Source organism: Cupriavidus sp. 94F1 (assembly GCF_057798875.1).
The window spans coordinates 762,602-779,743 of the sequence record NZ_JBYOJT010000001.1; the positions used below are offsets into that span (position 1 = coordinate 762,602).

At 68.5% G+C, this 17,142-nt stretch carries 14 protein-coding genes; 8 read left to right on the forward strand and 6 right to left on the reverse strand.

What is annotated here, in order from left to right:
• Window positions 1-48 precede the first annotated feature (48 nt).
• Window positions 49-4,185, reverse strand: a complete 4,137-nt coding sequence (locus tag AC3FJ6_RS03465) for a translocation/assembly module TamB domain-containing protein (RefSeq protein ID WP_488770684.1) — start codon at window positions 4,183-4,185, stop codon at window positions 49-51.
• A complete protein-coding gene (locus AC3FJ6_RS03470) occupies window positions 4,185-6,068 on the reverse strand; it encodes an autotransporter assembly complex protein TamA (RefSeq protein WP_488770685.1) in 1,884 nt (627 codons plus the stop codon). Before AC3FJ6_RS03470 ends, AC3FJ6_RS03465 begins: the two co-directional genes overlap by 1 nt.
• A gap of 173 nt (window positions 6,069-6,241) precedes the next feature.
• On the opposite strand from AC3FJ6_RS03470, the gene AC3FJ6_RS03475 reads away from it, so the two are divergent.
• The 3 genes from AC3FJ6_RS03475 to panC all read left to right on the forward strand — a co-directional run bounded on the left by AC3FJ6_RS03475 (window position 6,242) and on the right by panC (window position 8,374).
• Complete coding sequence (locus AC3FJ6_RS03475; protein WP_153947417.1) at window positions 6,242-6,433, forward strand: DUF3460 family protein; 192 nt, start codon at window positions 6,242-6,244, stop codon at window positions 6,431-6,433.
• A 32-nt stretch (window positions 6,434-6,465) separates the two neighbouring features.
• The gene (locus tag AC3FJ6_RS03480; protein WP_066731933.1) at window positions 6,466-7,374 is read left to right on the forward strand and encodes a segregation and condensation protein A; all 909 of its coding nucleotides are present in this window, start codon (window positions 6,466-6,468) and stop codon (window positions 7,372-7,374) included.
• 157 nt (window positions 7,375-7,531) lie between these two features.
• Window positions 7,532-8,374 (forward strand): pantoate--beta-alanine ligase, encoded by an 843-nt coding sequence (gene panC, locus AC3FJ6_RS03485; protein WP_488770686.1) that lies wholly within the window; start codon window positions 7,532-7,534, stop codon window positions 8,372-8,374.
• 167 nt (window positions 8,375-8,541) lie between these two features.
• Here the strand turns inward: panC and AC3FJ6_RS03490 are convergent, their stop codons facing one another.
• On the reverse strand, window positions 8,542-9,729 hold the full coding sequence (locus AC3FJ6_RS03490) for a PepSY-associated TM helix domain-containing protein (protein ID WP_488770687.1): 1,188 nt from the start codon (window positions 9,727-9,729) through the stop codon (window positions 8,542-8,544).
• Between the two features lie 170 nt (window positions 9,730-9,899).
• On the opposite strand from AC3FJ6_RS03490, the gene AC3FJ6_RS03495 reads away from it, so the two are divergent.
• Window positions 9,900-10,454 (forward strand): GNAT family N-acetyltransferase, encoded by a 555-nt coding sequence (locus AC3FJ6_RS03495; protein WP_488770688.1) that lies wholly within the window; start codon window positions 9,900-9,902, stop codon window positions 10,452-10,454.
• Here AC3FJ6_RS03495 and AC3FJ6_RS03500 read toward each other — a convergent pair.
• Complete coding sequence (locus AC3FJ6_RS03500; RefSeq protein ID WP_488770689.1) at window positions 10,429-12,009, reverse strand: cobyric acid synthase; 1,581 nt, start codon at window positions 12,007-12,009, stop codon at window positions 10,429-10,431. The genes AC3FJ6_RS03495 and AC3FJ6_RS03500 overlap by 26 nt on opposite strands.
• A gap of 107 nt (window positions 12,010-12,116) precedes the next feature.
• Between AC3FJ6_RS03500 and cobU the strand changes: the two genes are divergently transcribed.
• The 4 genes from cobU to AC3FJ6_RS03520 are packed head-to-tail and all read left to right on the forward strand — an operon-like array spanning window position 12,117 to window position 15,803.
• Window positions 12,117-12,857, forward strand: coding sequence for a bifunctional adenosylcobinamide kinase/adenosylcobinamide-phosphate guanylyltransferase (gene cobU / locus AC3FJ6_RS03505; protein WP_400395465.1), 741 nt, complete (start codon window positions 12,117-12,119; stop codon window positions 12,855-12,857).
• Window positions 12,854-13,831: an adenosylcobinamide-phosphate synthase CbiB gene (gene cbiB / locus AC3FJ6_RS03510; protein ID WP_488770690.1), complete on the forward strand. Its 978-nt coding sequence runs from the start codon at window positions 12,854-12,856 to the stop codon at window positions 13,829-13,831. Before cobU ends, cbiB begins: the two co-directional genes overlap by 4 nt.
• Entirely contained in the window at window positions 13,828-14,910 is a 1,083-nt protein-coding gene (gene cobD / locus AC3FJ6_RS03515) for a threonine-phosphate decarboxylase CobD (protein WP_488770691.1), read from the forward strand. The genes cbiB and cobD overlap by 4 nt, the downstream gene beginning before the upstream one ends.
• Window positions 14,907-15,803, forward strand: a complete 897-nt coding sequence (locus tag AC3FJ6_RS03520) for a cobalamin-binding protein (RefSeq protein ID WP_488770692.1) — start codon at window positions 14,907-14,909, stop codon at window positions 15,801-15,803. The genes cobD and AC3FJ6_RS03520 overlap by 4 nt, the downstream gene beginning before the upstream one ends.
• Here the strand turns inward: AC3FJ6_RS03520 and cobC are convergent.
• Complete coding sequence (gene cobC / locus AC3FJ6_RS03525) at window positions 15,800-16,381, reverse strand: alpha-ribazole phosphatase family protein (RefSeq protein WP_488770693.1); 582 nt, start codon at window positions 16,379-16,381, stop codon at window positions 15,800-15,802. The genes AC3FJ6_RS03520 and cobC overlap by 4 nt on opposite strands.
• Window positions 16,366-17,142 (reverse strand): adenosylcobinamide-GDP ribazoletransferase, encoded by a 777-nt coding sequence (locus tag AC3FJ6_RS03530; RefSeq protein WP_488770694.1) that lies wholly within the window; start codon window positions 17,140-17,142, stop codon window positions 16,366-16,368. Before AC3FJ6_RS03530 ends, cobC begins: the two co-directional genes overlap by 16 nt.

Sequence of the window (17,142 nt, forward strand, 5' to 3'; positions counted from 1 at the left end):
GAGACGCGTGGTGGAAAGGTGGCATCGCAAGCCTCGCAAGGATTGGATTCATCGTTTGATGGCTTCGACGGGATCGCCGGCCGGTGCGCTGGCGCCGTCCGCGGCGGCATCGGCCGCCGCATTACGGCGCCGGCGCGAATCGCCGGCAAACAGCGTATCCCAATTGTTGAACCGGCGGTTGAACAGCACCGACAGGCCGTTGATCGATCCGCCCTTGGCAATCAGCGACCAGCGCCGCGAGAACGCCCAGGTCAGCTTCACCACGTTCGATGCCGACGTCAGGCTCTGCTCGTAGCCGACCGAAATCTGGTCGGACACCGCCTTGCCGATGCTGACCACCTGCTGGTCGTTCAGCCCGGCCGTGCTGGGTCCGATCGAGAATTCGTCGATGCCGAAATGCGACACCACGCTCTTGCCGGCCTTGCCGCCGATCATGCCCAGCGCCGCCCCGCCGATGGCGCCGCCGCTCAGCTGGCGCTGCTGGCTGGACCCCGCGCTTTCCGCGCCGTAGCCGAACATCAGCCACGACAGCTTGTCCTCGTCGGGCACATTCGGCTCCGACACCAGCCGCACGCGCGGCAGCCGTACCGTGCCGGTGACTTCCACGCCCGCTTCCACCTCCTGGTTGCGGCGCAGGGCGCGGATGAACATGTTCGGGTTGTCCACCGGACCGTTGAAGTTGATCGTGCCCCGTTCGATATCGAGCTTGCGGCCAAACGCCTCGTAGGTGCCTTCCACCACGCGCACCGTGCCCGTGGCCCGCATCGGCGCCAGCGGCTCGCTCTTGATGCCAAGCTGCCCGGCCAGCAGGATATCGGCGCCAGCCCCCCGGAAGCGGAAGTTGTCCCCAAGGTCGATCGTCACGTCGATCAGCGGACTGAAGCGGCTGGCCGGCCTGGACTCAGGCACCACCGGCGTGGCAGCGGTCTTCAGGGCACGCTCGTCCTTGCGGCGCACCACGACCACGTCGTCGCCCAGCACCGGCGCGCTGGCCTTGGGCAGGTCGAACAGGCCGCGATCCACGCGGAACTTGCCACGGATGGCGATCAGCTTGTTCTCGTTGGCGATGCCGGCCTCGCCGGACACGATCAGCGTGCGCTCCGGGCTGGCAAACAGCTGCAGCTTGTCGGCAACGATGCGGCCGGTCAGGTTCGGATCGGTCTCGCCCAGCTTCACCGCGCCAGTAGCCGTCAGCGTGCCGTCGCCGCCCCGGAATCGCACCTGCTTCAGTTCCACGGTGTTCTGGTCCAGCACCACGTGCACTTCGCCGTCGGTCAGGCGGATACCCAGGTCGTACAGCGTGACGCCGATCCCGTTGCCGTCGATGGCGCCGGTCAGCAGCGGTTTGCCCACCGTGCCGGCCAGTTGCAGTGCCGCGGCCAGCTTGCCTTCGAGCGCGTACTGCGGGCCGCTGAGCGCCTCCAGCGATTTCAGGCGCGGGATGTCGGCCGTGACCGTGCCGCCGAGCGTCGATCCGGGCCCCACCGTCAGCAGGCCCTGTTCGCTGACCAGCCCCGCCGATGCATCGACGGTCACCTTGCCGATCCGTTGCGACGTGCTGCCGCCGCGCAGTGTCACGCGATTGCCGCTGAACTCGGCCCGCAGCGCCGTGTCGCTCAGGCCAAGCGTGGTCCAGCCCCGGCCCGCATTGACCGACGCATCGCCGCTGCGGCGCCGGACTTCGGCAAATCCGGCGGCGGTTTCGGCCAGCGTCAGGTTCCAGCCGCCATCGAGCACGAGGTCCGAGCGCACCGGCTGCGATTCGCCGGTGAACGTCTCCACCAGCTTGATGATGTTGCCCACCTCCACGCCGTTGAACGCGCCCTGCGTGCGGATGCGGCCGTGATCGAACTCGAAACCTTCGATATTCATCGTCGCGCGCTCGAACTGCAGCCGCGTCTGCCCCAGCCGGATATGGCGATCCGCCACCATCAGCTGGGTGGGCGAGACAAGCCGCACCTTGGCCGTGCCGCTTTCCTCCAACGTGCGGATGGTGCCGGTCCAGCCCTTGTCGCCGCGCCATGCGCCCTGCCCCGACAGCGACAGCTGCAGCGGGCGCTCGTGCATCGTGCCGGCTGCCTTGGCGTCGAATGTGTGATCGGCCTGGGTGCCGCTCAGGTTGGCGTCGAGCGTGCGGACCGTGGCCTGCGGCCCGTGATAGTCGCGCGCGGCCAGTTGCGCCGACAGCGTGCCGTTCAGCCCGCCGCGCAGTTCCACATGGCCGTTGGCGCTGGCCACCTTGTGCGGCCCCACCACCAGTGACTGCGCGCTGTAGTCGCCCACCACCTCGGGCTTCTTCAGCGTGCCCGTGACCACCGCGTCCACCTTCGCACGCCCACCGACGCCGAACTTCAGGCGATCCAGCTGCGGGGCGTCGATGTTGACCTTGAGGCTGTCCCCGCGCGCGCCGAAGCTGCCATTCAGGTTCACCTGGTTGCCAGCCATCAGCAGCGATGCCTGGCTGGGCAGCAGGCGCTCGCCCTCCAGCCGCACCTTGCCGTTGCCGGTCATCGGCAGCCCTGCGTATTCGCTCTCGCCCAGCGCGAAGTCAAGCGCCACACGTAGCACTTTCTCCAGCGAGCCCTTCGTCGAAAACTCGGCGTTGATCCGGCCCGGCGCCACCTTGGCCAGCCGCGCCGGGTCGAAATTGGCGAGCTTGCCCTTGAAGTCGAACGGTTGCTCTTCCTTCAGCCCGAGCTTGCCGTCGGCGGTCAGCGTGCCGCTGCCCAGGCCCGCCCGCAGCGCCTTGAGCGTGACCGCGTCTTCGTCGATCCGGGCATCGGCGAACAGCTTGATCTCGCCGCCGGCCACATCGAGCGCCACGCTCTGGCGGCCGGGCTCCAGCCGCAGGATCACCGGGCCGGACAGGTTCGTGGCCACCATGCCGGTATGCAGTGCGGCGGCATCGAGGTGCCGGACATCGAGATCGAAGCCGCCCCGCCCTTCGCGCAGCGTGCCCTGCCCGACGATCTCGGCGCGGCCCGGCAGCTGGATCCGCAGGTCGCGCAGCGTCTGCGTCAATTCGCTCAACTCGACGCGCGCCTGCACGGCATGCACGGGCAGGCGTTCCTTGTCGATCGGGCCCGGCTCCAGGTTGCGCACGCTGACGTTGCCGGCCACGGCCAGCGGGTTCCTGGTGGGGGCGGCCGGTGTGGGCACGGGCGCCGATGCCGACGCGGCCGATGCGGCGGCCACGGCGCTGGCGGTCGATTCACCGGGCTTCGGTTTGGCCACCTCGGGCGGCGGCGGCACCGATTCCACCGGGCGCAGTTCCGCATGGACGGTCAGGTTGGCCTGCGGCGCGGTAGGGCTGAACAGGCGCGGGTTGATACGCTCGCCATCGACAATCAGGTGCGTGAACGGCACCTTGCCGAACGGCGTCACATCGGCATTGCCGCGCGCCCGGATACGGTCGCCGCTGGCTTCCAGTTCGGCCCGCAGTTGTTCCAGCGATCCGCTGGCCGTGGCGGACACCGCGTAGGTCTCTTCCTTCCAGCGGCCCTCCAGCAGCGCCTCGGCCGTCAGCGGGAACGGCGTCTTGCCGCCGATCTGCGCGTTGGCCTGCAGCTTGCCGTACGGCGTGACGACCTTGTCGACGACCACGCGATGGCGCTGGCCGTCGCTATGCAGCGCGCCGGACAGGTCCGACAGCACCAGCGGGGTCGACGTGGCGGCCGGCCCCTGCAGCAGCGACAGCTCGCCGACGGTCAGCGTCTCCACGTCGACAGCCAGCGGCAGTTCCAGCGACTGCGGCATCCTTGCCGGCTCGGTGCTCGGCCGGGAAGCCGGCAGGCGCGCGTCGATCCTGCCCAGCTTCAGCCATGCCACATGCAGCCGCGCGGGCGACCATGACACGTCCCACCTTGCGTCGATCCGGTCGATGGTCACGCGCGTGTCGCCCGTGGCGAATACCACGTCGTGCAGTCGTAGCCCGCTGGCCACGGTGCCGCCATCAAGCTGGCCGGCAAGCATCCCCGCGGACAGCCGCGTGGCCACGTTCCACAGATGGCGCGTGCCGGTCTCGGTGCGCAACGCCGCCACGGCCGTGGCGACCAGCGCGATCAGCAGCACCAGCAGGATGCCCAGCAGCCGGGCCAGCACCTTCCACACGCGGCGGCCGCGGCGAGGCTTGGGCGGCGTGTCGCGGCCCTCGCGCGGCACGGGGGGCATGTCCGGCATGTTCATCAGAACGCCACCCCCAGCGAGATATGCGGCCGGAACTGCTTCTGCTGGATGCCGTAGCCGACATCGAGCTGCACCGGCCCCACCGGACTGCGCCACCGCGCGCCCACGCCCACGCCGTGGTAGATCTTGATGCCGTTCAGGTTGTTGGTGGCGGTACCCATGTCCCAGAACACGGCGGCGCCCCATTCGGGCTTGAACCAGTACTGGTATTCCAGGCTGCCCGTGCCCAGGTAGCGCGCCGGCAGCACACTCTTGCCGGACGGCGTGCCGATCGACTGGTAGCTGTAGCCGCGGATCGAATCGGTGCCGCCCGCGCGGAAGCGCAGCGTGGCAGGAATCAGCGACGGATCGTTCGACGTCATGTCGGCGCCCAGTTCCAGCCGCGCCACGAACAGGTCGCGGTTGCCCACAGGCACGTACTGGCGGATCCGGCCATACATGCGAAGGAAGGTGGCGTCGCTGAGCACGCCCTTGGCGGCCACGCCGATCTGGGTGTTGATCACGTTGCCCCGGCGCGGGAAGACCGGGTTGTCCACGTCGCGGCGCGTCCACGCGAATGCCGGCACCAGCGCCTTCGAGTACTGCGACGGCTCGCCGTACGGCGTCAGCACGTCGTAGTAGAAGTCGAGCGACACCGTGGTGTCGTACTTCTCGCGCGACCGCGAACGCTTCAGGCCGGCGCGCCAGCTCTTGGTGTCGGTGCTCTCGACGTCGATCAGGCGTTCGTAGCTGGTATAGATGCTGTTGCGGTACGTGTGCGGATCTGGCGGCATCGCCATTTCCACAAACCCGTACTGGCGCTTCTGTTCGATCCGGGCCTGCGAGTCGAGCACCCAGGCGCGGTTGAACAGGTTGTAGTACGAATAGCGGCCTTCCACCTGGGCGCCGGTATCGGTGGTGAAACCGACGCCGGAACTGAGCCGGTGCGTCGGATATTCGCGCACCTTCACCTTGACCGGCGCCGTCACGGTCTGCTGCTGCGCGGCGGCCTCGGCCGAAGTGGCGGCGGGCGGCTCCTGCAGTTCCACCTGCACGTTCGAGAAATAGGGCTGGTTCTGGACCGCCCGCTGGAATTCCAGCAGCCGCTCCACCCGGTACGGCTCGCCCTCGTTCAGCGGATTCACGTTGCGGATGATCTGGGCCGGATAGCGGCGCGTGCCTTCGATCTCGAGCGGCCCGAGCACATAGGCCGGGCCGCTCTCGTACCTGGCCCGCAGGTCGGCGGCCTGCTCGTCGGGTTCGATGCGCGCCTGCGACGACGCGAGCCTGGCGCCGTAGTAGCTCTTGCTCTGCAGTTGCACCAGGGCGTCTTCCTTGGCCTTGTCCCAGTCTGCCTGCCGGAACGGCTGCCCCACCGGCAGGCCCCATTTCTGGCGCATCTGCTCCACCTGCTCCGGCGACAGCGTGGCGGCAGGGCCACTTACCTCGACATCCGCGCGCCGGATCACCGTGCGCGCGCCGGGGTCCACGCTGATATGCACCACGCGATGGTCGCCCTCCCCTTCCACCGTGGCCTTGGTGACCGGGTCGAACCAGCCTTCGGTGGAAGCAAACTGGCGCACCTGGTCGCCCACGGTTTCCACCATGTACTGGAACTGGTCGTCGGAAATATCGGTGCGGGTGGTGTAGCGCGACAGGTCGAGGTGTTCTTCGAGAATGTCCTTCAGCGCCTTGGGCGCGTCGATCTCGACCTTGTACTGGGCTTTGGCGGCATGGGCGGGCTGCCAGGGCGCCACCAGCAGCATCAGGGCGATGGCCAGGGTGGCGGCATGGGCGGTGACGTGGGCGGCGACTATACGCGAGAGCCGGCCGGCACCGCCGGAGGTGCCTGGCGCCTTGGCTGGGGCGGGCTGTGCGGCCAAGCGGCCCAAAGCAATCGTCATCCGTCCTGGTGGCTCCCGAATCAAGTCGCTATTTGACCACACCACCGGCGCCGCAAGGCCATCCCGACGCCAAAATTCGGGTTTCCGGGGTCCGCACCGGCAGGCGGGCTTGCCGATACGGTAAAATCTTGCCCCGTCATCCCCAACCCCGCCCAAAGGGCACAGGTTTCATCATGGCCATGTACGAATCGGATATCACCCAGTTCCTGAAGACGCTCAAGCAGGAGCGCCCGTCGCTGGAAGCGGAGCAGCGCGAAGGCCGCGGCCTGCTGTGGGACAAGGCCCCGATCGACCTCGAGGAACGCGCCCAGGCCAACGCCTCGCGCGTGGCGCAGAAGCCGTACGTCTACTCGTCCGACAACTGATCGGCCATCCGGCCACGCCGACGACCATCCCGATGCATCCGAGCGATCCGCTGGACCCCGGCGCGCAGGAAAAACTGACGCTGCCCGTCGAGTTGCCCAGCGTGGCGCAGCCTGTCGGCGCCAGCGCCAATCCGGCCGACATGGTCGACGGGATGGCCTTCGCCCGCCTCTATGGCGAGCCGCTGTTCAAGCTGCCCCAGGATCTGTACATCCCGCCCGATGCGCTGGAAGTCTTCCTGGAAGCCTTCGAAGGCCCGCTTGACCTGCTGCTGTACCTGATCCGCAAGCAGAACTTCAACGTCCTGGACATCCCGATGGCCCAGGTGACGCGTCAGTATCTTTCGTACGTCGACCAGATCCGCCAGACCAATCTGGAACTGGCGGCCGAGTACCTGCTGATGGCGGCGATGCTTATCGAGATCAAGTCGCGCATGCTGCTGCCGGTCAAGAAGGCCGACAGCGACGAGGAAGCCGAGGACCCGCGTGCCGAACTGGTGCGCCGCCTGCTCGAATACGAGCAGATGAAGCTGGCCGCCCAGCGCCTGGACACCGTGCCGCAGCTGGGCCGCGATTTCCTGCGATCGCAGGTCTATATCGAACAGAGCCTGGTGCAGCGTTTTCCCGATGTGGAAACGGTGGACCTGCAGTCCGCCTGGGCCGACGTGCTCAAGCGCGCCAAACTGAACCAGCACCACAAGATCTCGCGCGAGGAACTGTCCGTGCGCGAGCATATGAGCCAGATCCTGCGCCGCCTGCAGCACGCCCGCTTCATGGAGTTCAGCGAGCTGTTCGAGGACGCGATCCGCTCCGGCAAGGGCGTGCCCGTGGTGGTGGTGAACTTCATCGCCATGCTCGAACTGTCGCGCGAGGCGCTGGTCGAGATCACCCAGGCCGAGCCATTCGCACCCATTTATGTGCGATTGGCGTACACGCCAGCCTGATCCTTCCCCCCCGCGGAACAATTCCCCGCCGGCGCCGGGCCCGAACCGGCGCGGATGCTCTACAATCCGCCGACAGCCGGCCAATGCAATCCCAGAGAGCCGGCACGCCAGCTGCCACGCAGCGGCACGCTCCAACCACGACGGCACACCACATTTCATGAAAGTCATTCCTTCCATCCAGGAATTGCGGGACCAGTTGCGCGGCCAGAACCGCGTGGCGTTCGTTCCCACCATGGGCAACCTGCATGAAGGCCACCTGTCGCTGATGCGCCTGGCACGCCAGCATGGCGACCCCGTGGTGGCGTCGATCTTCGTCAACCGCCTGCAGTTCGGCCCGAACGAGGATTTCGACAAATACCCCCGCACGCTGCAGGACGACGTGGAAAAGCTGCAGAGCGAAGGGGTGTACGTGCTGTTCGCGCCGACCGAGGCCGACATGTACCCGGTGCCGCAGGAATACCGCGTGGAACCGCCGCACGACCTGGGCGACATCCTCGAAGGCGAATTCCGCCCCGGGTTCTTCAAGGGCGTCTGCACCGTGGTGATGAAGCTGTTCTGCTGCGTGCAGCCGCGCGTGGCCGTGTTCGGCAAGAAGGACTACCAGCAGCTGATGATCGTACGGCGCATGGCGCAGCAGTTCGCGCTGCCCGTGGACATCATCCCGGCCGAGACCGTGCGGGACGAAGACGGCCTGGCGCTGTCGTCGCGCAACCGCTATCTCGGCGAAGCCGAGCGCAAGGAAGCGCCGGTCCTGTACAAGACGCTGCACGAGGTGCGCGACGCCGTGCTGGGCAACGGCCACGTCGATCTGCTGGCCGTGGAGGCCGACGCGCTGGGCCGGCTGCAGGCACGCGGCTGGAAGCCCGACTACGTGTCGATCCGCAAGCGCAGCAACCTGCAGGCCCCGACGCGCGAGGAATTCGCCGCCGGCGAACCGCTCGTGGTGCTGACCGCGGCCAAGCTGGGGAATACGCGGTTGATCGACAACCTCGAAATCTAAGTCCCGTCCCGATAGTTTGCTCCCCTCTTCTGCCCAGCGGGCGAGGGGTTGGGGGTGAGGGCATTGCGCTTCAAATTGCGACTGGTCGCGGATTGATACCCTTGCCCTCTACCCCGCCCCTCTCCAACAAGTGGGAGAGGGGCGAAAACCTCTCCCGCCTCACATCCTCAGGCCCGCTTCAGCCGCGCCTTTTCCCGCTCCAGATGGCGCTTGTGGCCGCTGCGGCGTTTCCACCAGATCAGCACGCCGGTCACGGCGAACGCCAGCGGCATCAGGCCGAATGCGGTGATGAACGCGCGGCCGTAGGTGCCGAACGCCTCGCCGGTATGCAGCGGGAACAGCCACAGGATCAATGCGTCGCCGGACCGGGCGTCGCGCGGATCGCGCGCGCCGAGCGGCCGCCCGGTATAGGCGTCGAGCCAGAGCCGCGTGGCGCCGCTGTCTTCCTGCAATTCGCCCTCCTGGCGCAGTCGCACCTCGTAGGCATCGCCGGGCTTGCGCGGCAGGCTGATACGCGTGACCTGCGCCCCCGGGAACTGCTGCTGCGCCGCCGTCATGGCCTGGGCCGGGGTGATGGCGTGGGCGCCGGCCGGCGGCGTATCGGACTGGTGCTTCACCTGCGGGCTCACGGTCATGACCGTGCTGATGATCGGCGTCACCCATTTCGGCAGGTTCAGATACCAGCCCGAAAACGCGATGGTGGCCAGCACCGGCGCCGCAAAGATGCCGCCCGCGCGGTGGAAGGTATAGACACAACGCGACCACGAACCGCCGTGCGCGATCCGCACCGACTGCTTCAGCGCCCGTAGCTTCATCTTGGGCCACCACAGCACCACGCCCATCAGCACCGTGAAGCACAGCACCATCCCGGTCACGCCGACGATGGTCTTGCCCGTATCGCCGGACAGCAGGTAGCGATGCAGGTGAAACAGCGTCGGCATGATCTGCTGGCGCGACAGCCCCGGCACGCCGAACAGGCGCTCGCCCTTCACGGCCAGCGTGATGGGGTCGATCATGACCTGCCGCGAGCGGCCCGGCATCGCCTCCGGCCCCTTGATCGGGTAGTAGGCGATGAACACGTCGTGTTCGTCGACCGGCAGCATCAGCAGGTTTGGCTTGCCATACTTCGGATCGGCCATCAGGCTGGCCGTGACCGCTTCCACGGTGGCAGCGCCCACCGGGATGCGCGTGGCCGACACCCCTTGCAGCAAGTCTGGATTGAGCCACTTGTCGATGTCGTCGCGCCATGAAATCAGCGTGCCGGTCAGGCCCATCATGACGAACAGCAGGCCGAAGACCAGCCCGATATAGCGGTGCAGCTTGACGAAAACGGTACGCAGACGACCGGAGACCATGGGAGTCTTTCTTTTTAAATGCAGCGCTTGACGCACATTTTGTAAGCTTTCGCAAAGTATCTGTGCGCCACCGCCCAAATGCAAATGCGAAGAATTCGCGATTCTAGCAGCGTGCCGTTAAGATCGTGGGCGCGCCATCCCCTTGCGCGCCCCATCCGGTCCGCCCCGCCATGCCCCTGATCGAACTGGTTCCCGCCACCCCGGCCGACGCCGATCTGTTAGCCGCCATGCACGCCGAAAGCTGGCGCGATGCCTATGGCGGGCTGATTCCCGCCGATTACCTGGAAACCTATGCGCCGGCCGAACGGCTGGCCACCTGGCGCGCCCGGATGCTCGAAGGCGCCGAGGCCCCGCTGGAAGCCACCATCCTCCGTGTGAACGGGCAGCCAGCCGGATTCTCGTGCCTGATGCCGCTGGCCGAACCCGGCTATGGGATCTATCTGGACAATCTCCATGTGATGAAAGCGTTTCACGGTCGTGGCTATGGCAGAACGCTGATGGCCCACTGTGCCGCGCGGGTGGCCAGCCAGTGGCCCGGCAAGCCGTTGTTTCTTTATGTGCTCGACGGCAACACGCAGGCGCGCGCGTTCTACCGGCGCCTGGGCGGCGTGGAATCGGAGGCCTTCAACGACCCGTTCCCGGGCACCGATCTCATGGTGGCCATCCGCCGCGTCAGCTGGGACGACGTGGACGCGCTGGTCAGCCGGCTGGCGCCGGGGCCGTAGCCACAAGCGGCCCGAACATCGCGCGCAGGTCGAGGTGCGCGGCCATGCTGTCGGCCAGCCGGTCGATCGACGCCTCGCGCAGTGCATCGAGCGCAATGCCCTCGGCCCGCGCCAGACCGGCCCAGCGCAGCAGCGCGCCGCAGGCGTCCGGATGGTCGAACAGGCCGTGGACATAGGTGGCCATCACCTGGTTGTCATCCGATACGGCGCCGTCGGGCCTGCGATTGCCGCCCGCATCATCCGAACCATCCGCACCATCCGAACCGTCCGCCGAGTCCAGCCACAGCGCAGGGCGCGCCAGTGCCGGGCCGTGGGTGACGCCCAGATGGATCTCGTACCCCTCCACCGCTGCCCCGCCAGTTGCCGCATCGAGCCGGCCGGCGACGCGCCGCAACTGCTTCTCAGGCGCCAGTGTGGTGTCGAAGTCGAGCAGGCCCAGCCCATCGCTGGTGCCGGCCGGGCCTTCGCGGCCGTCGGGGTCGTGGATCAGCCGACCCAGCATCTGCATGCCGCCGCAGATGCCCATCAGCTTGCCCCCGTAGCGCAGGTGCCGCAGCAGCGCCGGCTGCCAGCCGTTGGCGCGCAGGAAGGCCAGGTCGGCGCGCACGCTCTTGCTGCCCGGCAGGATCACCAGGTCCGCCGGCGGAATCGGCATGCCGGGTCCGATGAACTGCAGGTCGACGTTCGGGTGCGCCCGCAGCGCGTCGAAATCGGTATGGTTCGAGATGCGCGGCAGCACCGGCACGATCACGCGCAACACATCGCCATCACGGCTGGCCACCTGCGCGCTGGCGATGGCGTCCTCTGCATCGAGATGCAGGCCGTGCAGGTATGGCAGCACACCGAACACGGGTTTGCCGGTGCGGGCCACAAGCCAGTCAAGGCCCGGCTGCAGCAGCGCGATATCGCCGCGAAAGCGGTTGATGATGAAGCCCTTGACGCGCGCCCGCTCGGATTCGGACAGGCAATCGAGCGTGCCCACCAAATGGGCGAACACGCCGCCGCGGTCGATGTCGGCCACCAGCACCACCGGGCAGTCGACGCGCTCGGCAAAGCCCATGTTGGCGATGTCGCGGTCACGCAGATTCACTTCGGCGGGGCTGCCCGCGCCTTCCACCAGCACCACGCCGTACGCCTGGCTCAGCCGCGCGTGGCTTTCCAGCACGGCGGCCATCGCCTGCGGCTTGTAGGCGTGATAGGCCTTGGCGTCGAGATCCATGCGCGCGCGACCGTGGATGATGACCTGCGCGCCAATGTCGCTGCTGGGCTTGAGCAGCACCGGATTCATGTCGGTATGGGGCTGCAGGCCGGCCGCCTGCGCCTGCAGCGCCTGGGCGCGCCCGATTTCGCCACCATCGACGGTGACCGCGCTGTTCAGCGCCATGTTCTGTGGCTTGAACGGGGCCACGGCCACCCCGGCGCGCGCGAGGATGCGGCACAGGCCGGCCACGACGGTACTTTTGCCCGCGTCGGACGTGGTGCCCTGAACCATCAGGGTGCCGCGCAAGGCACGCGGCGCAAACGGAAAGGGATTGGCAGACGGATCGTTTCGCATCGCGCGATTATGGCAGCAGCGGCCCGCCATCCGCACAGCGCCTTTGGCCGGAAAACTCTGCAGATTCATGCATGCGGCCGGGGGATGCGACGGCTACAATACGCCGGATGAAGACCCAAGCCCCGCCCCAGGCGCTCAATCTCTCGGCCATTTCCGAACCGGCTTCGGCAGGTGCGGTCACGGACGCCAATCCGGTGACCGAGGCGGAACCGCAGCCGCAGGCCGGCACCGCCGCGCCGCGCGAACTGACGCTGGTGCTGGGCGGCGCGCGCTCGGGCAAGAGCCATTTCGCCGAGCAGCTCGCCGCCGATCATGCGGCCCTGACGCGCGGCCCGGTCACCTATATCGCCACGGCCCGGCACGACGCCGAAGCGGCCGATCAGGAAATGGAAGTCCGCATCGCGCTGCATCGCGCGCGCCGGCCGGCCGACTGGACGCTGGTGGAAGAGCCGGTGCATCTGGCCGACGCGCTCTACGCGCATGCGCGCCACGACGGCTGCATCCTCGTCGATTGCGTGACGCTGTGGCTCAACAACCTTGTCTTCGGCGAGAACCGCGAGTATCCCGAACACGGCGTCATCACGCCGCCGCCCGCCTTTACCGAGGAAATCGACGCGCTGATGACCGCGCTGCCGATGCTGCCCGGCCATGTGATCCTGGTGTCGAATGAAATCGGCTTCGGCGTGGTGCCGATGGGCGCCATCACGCGTTTCTACGTCGACGAACTGGGCCGGCTGAACCAGAAGCTGGCCGCCGCCGCCGATCGCGTGCGGCTGCTGGTCGCCGGCATCCCGGTATCGATCAAGGACCCCGCTCCGTCCCAGGCTCGCGGCACCCACACACGATGATCATGCTGTCCTGGCCTGCCTGCGTGGCGGCCGCGCTTGCCGGCGTGCTGCTGGACCGCTGGCTTGGCGAGCCGCGCCGCTGGCATCCGCTGGTCGGGTTTGGCCGTCTCGCGTCGGTCGTCGCCAACCGTCTCAATCGTCCCGAACGCAGCGCCGCGCGTCAGCGCCTGGCCGGACTGCTGGCGTGGGCGCTGGTGGTGCTCGGGCCGGCCGCGCTGGCCGCATGGCTGGTCTCGTGGGCGGCCGATGTGCATCCGATGCTGGCCTGGGCGCTGCACGCCGTCGCGCTCTACTTCGCGCTGGGCGCCTGCAGCCTGACGCAGCACATCGCCCCGATTGCCGACGCCCTGACCCGCAACGACCTGCCCGCCGCGCGCACGCTGACGGCACGCATCGTGTCGCGCGACACGGCCGATGCCGATGCCGAAGCGCTGGCGCGGGCCGCCTGCGAATCGGCGCTGGAAAACGGCAACGATGCCGTCTTCGGTGCGCTGTTCTGGTTCCTGATCGGCGGCGCGCCAGCCGTGATCGTCTTCCGGCTGGCCAATACGCTCGATGCCATGTGGGGCTATCGCACGCCGCGCTGGGAAATGTTCGGCTGGGCTGCTGCCCGCATCGACGATGGGTTGAACCTTGTGCCGGCGCGGCTGACCGCGCTGTCGTACGCGCTGCTGGGCGCCACCGCGCAGGCGATGCGCTGCTGGCGCACGCAGGCACCGGCCTGGTCGAGCCCGAACGCCGGCCCCGTGATGGCGGCCGGTGCCGGCGCGGTGGGCGTGGCGCTGGGCGGTGGCGCGCGCTACCACGGCGAGTGGGAAGAACGCCCGCCGCTGGGCGTGGGCGACGCCCCGCGCGCCGCGCACGTACACGCCTGCCTGCGGCTCGTGCAGCGCACGCTGTGGCTGTGGCTCGGCGTGGCGATGCTGAGCGTGCCGCTGGTGGCAGGCCTGGTTGCGAAATGGGGAACGGCGTGACTGAAGTGAGCGGCGTGCGCGGCGTGAGCAGCGCCCCGGCCCCGATCCGCCATGGCGGCAACCTGCTGGCCGCCGTGCGCTGCTACGGCCGTGCGGTGGAAGACTGGCTCGATCTGTCCACCGGCATCAATCCGGCCGGCTATCCGGTGCCCGCGCTGCCTGCCGACGCCTGGCAGCGGCTGCCGCAGGACGACGACGGCCTGTCGGAGATCGCCGCGCAGGCCTATGGCGCGCCGCACGCGCTGCCGGTGGCGGGATCGCAGGCGGCCATCCGCACGCTGCCCACCTTGCTGCGACCGGGGCGCGTGGGCATCGCCGCGCTTGGCTACAGCGAATATGCGCCCGCGTTCGCGCTGGCCGGCCACACGGTGGTGCCGCTCGACGAACAGGACTTCGCCCGCGACGACCTGCCAGCCGGGCTCGATCATCTGGTCGTCGTCAATCCGAACAATCCGACCGCACGGCTGCTCTGCGCCGACCGGCTGCTACGCTGGCATGCGCAGCTGGACACGCTGATCGTCGACGAGGCGTTCCTCGACAGCACCACCGCGCCATCGCTGGCCGCGCACACCGGCCAGCCCGGGCTGGTCGTGCTGCGCTCGATCGGCAAGTTCTACGGGCTGGCGGGCATGCGCTGCGGCTTCGTGCTGGCCGAATCCGGCCTGCTCGATGCCCTGTCGCGCCGGCTTGGACACTGGACCGTCTCAGGGCCGGCCCGCGCCGTGGCCCGGCTGGCGCTGACCGATACCGCGTGGCAGGCCGCCACCCGCACGGCGCTGCATCGACAGGGCCAGCGTCTGGCGATGCTGCTGCGTGACCACGGGCTGACGCCGGTATCGCAGCCGCTGTTCAGCTGGGTGCCCGATGCCCGCGCACCTGCCCTGCACGAGGCGCTCGCCCGGCAAGGTGTCTGGACGCGCCTGTTCGACGCCGCTGGCGGCTGCCCGGTCAGCCTGCGTCTGGGCCTGCCGCCCGATGCCGAGGATGCCTGGCAGCGCCTCGATGCCGCGCTGGGCGCGGCACGATCCGACTGGCAAGCCGGCGCCACAGACCACCCCATCCTCACCGGACCACGATGAAGGCCTCCTCGTTCCTGCTCGCCACGGCGCTGCTCGCCAGCCCCTGTGCCCACGCCGCCGTCACCGTCACCGACGACGCCGGCCAGACCGTCACGCTGGCCCAGCCCGCGCGGCGCATCGTCTCGCTGGCCCCGCACGTGACCGAACTGATCTACGCGGCCGGCGGTGGCGATCGCGTCGTCGGCACGGTCAGCTACAGCGATTACCCGCCGCAGGCGCGCGACATCCCGCGCGTGGGCGACAACAAGGCACTGGATCTGGAGCGCATCGCCGCGCTCAAGCCCGACCTGATCGTGGTCTGGCGCCATGGCAACGCCCAGAAGCAGACCGACCGCCTGCGCGCGCTGGGCATGCCGCTGTTCTTCAGCGAGCCGCGCCGCCTGGAATCGATACCGGAAAATCTTGAAAAGCTTGGCACGCTGATGGGGACGGAGGCCGTGGCCAACCGGGCCGCCACCGACTTCCGCCAGCAGGTGACGACGCTGCGCAAGACCTATGCCGATCGCCCGCCGGTGACGGTGTTCTATCAGGTATGGCAGCAGCCGCTGATGACGCTGAATGGCCAGCATCTGGTCAGCGATCTGCTGACGCTGTGTGGCGGCCGCAACCTGTTCGCCCGGGAGTCGCCGCTGGTGCCCACGGTATCGGTGGAGGCCGTGGTGGCTGGTAATCCCGAGGTCATGCTGACGGCCGGCATGGGCGCCACGCGCCCGGACAAGCCGCTGGCGGATTTTTCGATGTGGGAGAAATGGAAGCAGGTCACCGCCGTGGCGCGCAACAACCTGTTCATCATCGACGGCGATCTGGTCAACCGCGCAGGCCCGCGCGTGGTGCAGGGCGCGGCCGAAATCTGCAAGGATCTCGAAATCGCGCGCTCGCGGCGCGGCAACTAGCCGGCCACGCGATTCCACCAGTCCAGCCTCGGCGCGCCATCGCCCAGGCTGAACTTGCAAGAGGCGCCGAATCCGAGCGGCCAATTCAGCGTCTGCGCCAGTGCCATCCCCAGCCAATGGGCGGCCAGCATGCGCATCGGCCCGGCGTGGGTCACCACCCACAACCGCGTGTCCGATTCGACATCGAGCGTATCGGCCCACTCGGCCACGCGCGCCGACACCTGTGCCGGGCTTTCGCCGCCGTGCGGGCGGGCGCCCATCAAATCGGCGGCCCACAGATCCAGCGCATCGCGCGGGATCTCGGCCCAGGACTGCCCTTCCCACGTGCCGAAATCCATCTCGCGCAGGCGCGGCTCCACATCGGCAACGCGCAGCTCCGGCAGGCAGGCCACCAGTTGTGCGGCCGTGTCGCGCGCGCGCAGCGCGGGGCTGGTCACGATGCGATGCGGCGATGCCAGACCGGCCACGACCCGCGCCGGGTCGGGCGTGACGGGCATCGTCAGCGCCAGGTCGAGACTGCCGTAGCAGATGCCCGCCGCCACCTCGGGCTGCGCGTGGCGAATTAGTAGAACTTCCATGCCGCGGCGACCAGGTAGATCGACAGCTCGGCAAGCTGCTGGGACATGCCCAGGCAATCGCCGGTGTAGCCGCCGATGCGCCGCACGAAATAGGCCCCGAGCGCGGCGCGCAGGGCGGCCAGCACCAGCACGGTCACGATGGCGAACCATGGCGAGACCCAGAGCAGCGGCAGCACGCCACAGGCCAGCGCGAAGAGCAGGCTGCGGGTTTCCAGCCGCTGGGCCACCGGCTTGGCCTTGCCTTCGTGGCGCACGTAGTCGTGCGTGGCCAGGAACGTGATGGCCATGGCGCGGCTGGCGCCGTGGCCTGCCACCAGCACCGCCAGCAGCATCGCGCCGCCGTGGGTTTCGCCGACGGACACCAGCAGTTGCCATTTCAGCAGCAGCGCCACCACGATGGCGATGGCACCGAACGCGCCCACGCGGGAGTCATGCATGATCCGCAGCACGTCCTCGGGCCGGTAGCCGCCGCCGAAGGCATCCACGCAGTCGGCCAGCCCATCCTCGTGGAACGCGCCCGTCAGCAGCAGCGTGGCAGCCATGCCCAGCACGATGGCCACCGACGGCGACCAGAGCTGCCATGCCAGGCCCGTCACCAATGCCCCCGCCACGCCCACCAGCAGGCCCACCGCCGGAAAATAGCGTGCGGCGGCGTTCAGGTAGTGCGGCGCGAACCCCACCCACACCGCCAGCCGCTGCGGCATGGGCACGCGCGTGAAGTAGCCCACGGCGGTCAGGAAGAAGCGGAGTTCGTCGGCCAT

Coding starts and splice junctions, on each gene's coding strand:
- AC3FJ6_RS03465 (WP_488770684.1), bottom strand. CDS start 4,185: ATGAACATGCCGGACATGCCCCCCGTGCCGCGCGAGGGCCGCGACACG.
- AC3FJ6_RS03470 (WP_488770685.1), bottom strand. CDS start 6,068: ATGACGATTGCTTTGGGCCGCTTGGCCGCACAGCCCGCCCCAGCCAAG.
- AC3FJ6_RS03475 (WP_153947417.1), top strand. CDS start 6,242: ATGGCCATGTACGAATCGGATATCACCCAGTTCCTGAAGACGCTCAAG.
- AC3FJ6_RS03480 (WP_066731933.1), top strand. CDS start 6,466: ATGCATCCGAGCGATCCGCTGGACCCCGGCGCGCAGGAAAAACTGACG.
- panC (WP_488770686.1), top strand. CDS start 7,532: ATGAAAGTCATTCCTTCCATCCAGGAATTGCGGGACCAGTTGCGCGGC.
- AC3FJ6_RS03490 (WP_488770687.1), bottom strand. CDS start 9,729: ATGGTCTCCGGTCGTCTGCGTACCGTTTTCGTCAAGCTGCACCGCTAT.
- AC3FJ6_RS03495 (WP_488770688.1), top strand. CDS start 9,900: ATGCCCCTGATCGAACTGGTTCCCGCCACCCCGGCCGACGCCGATCTG.
- AC3FJ6_RS03500 (WP_488770689.1), bottom strand. CDS start 12,009: ATGCGAAACGATCCGTCTGCCAATCCCTTTCCGTTTGCGCCGCGTGCC.
- cobU (WP_400395465.1), top strand. CDS start 12,117: ATGAAGACCCAAGCCCCGCCCCAGGCGCTCAATCTCTCGGCCATTTCC.
- cbiB (WP_488770690.1), top strand. CDS start 12,854: ATGATCATGCTGTCCTGGCCTGCCTGCGTGGCGGCCGCGCTTGCCGGC.
- AC3FJ6_RS03520 (WP_488770692.1), top strand. CDS start 14,907: ATGAAGGCCTCCTCGTTCCTGCTCGCCACGGCGCTGCTCGCCAGCCCC.
- cobC (WP_488770693.1), bottom strand. CDS start 16,381: ATGGAAGTTCTACTAATTCGCCACGCGCAGCCCGAGGTGGCGGCGGGC.
- AC3FJ6_RS03530 (WP_488770694.1), bottom strand. CDS start 17,142: ATGGCCGACGAACTCCGCTTCTTCCTGACCGCCGTGGGCTACTTCACG.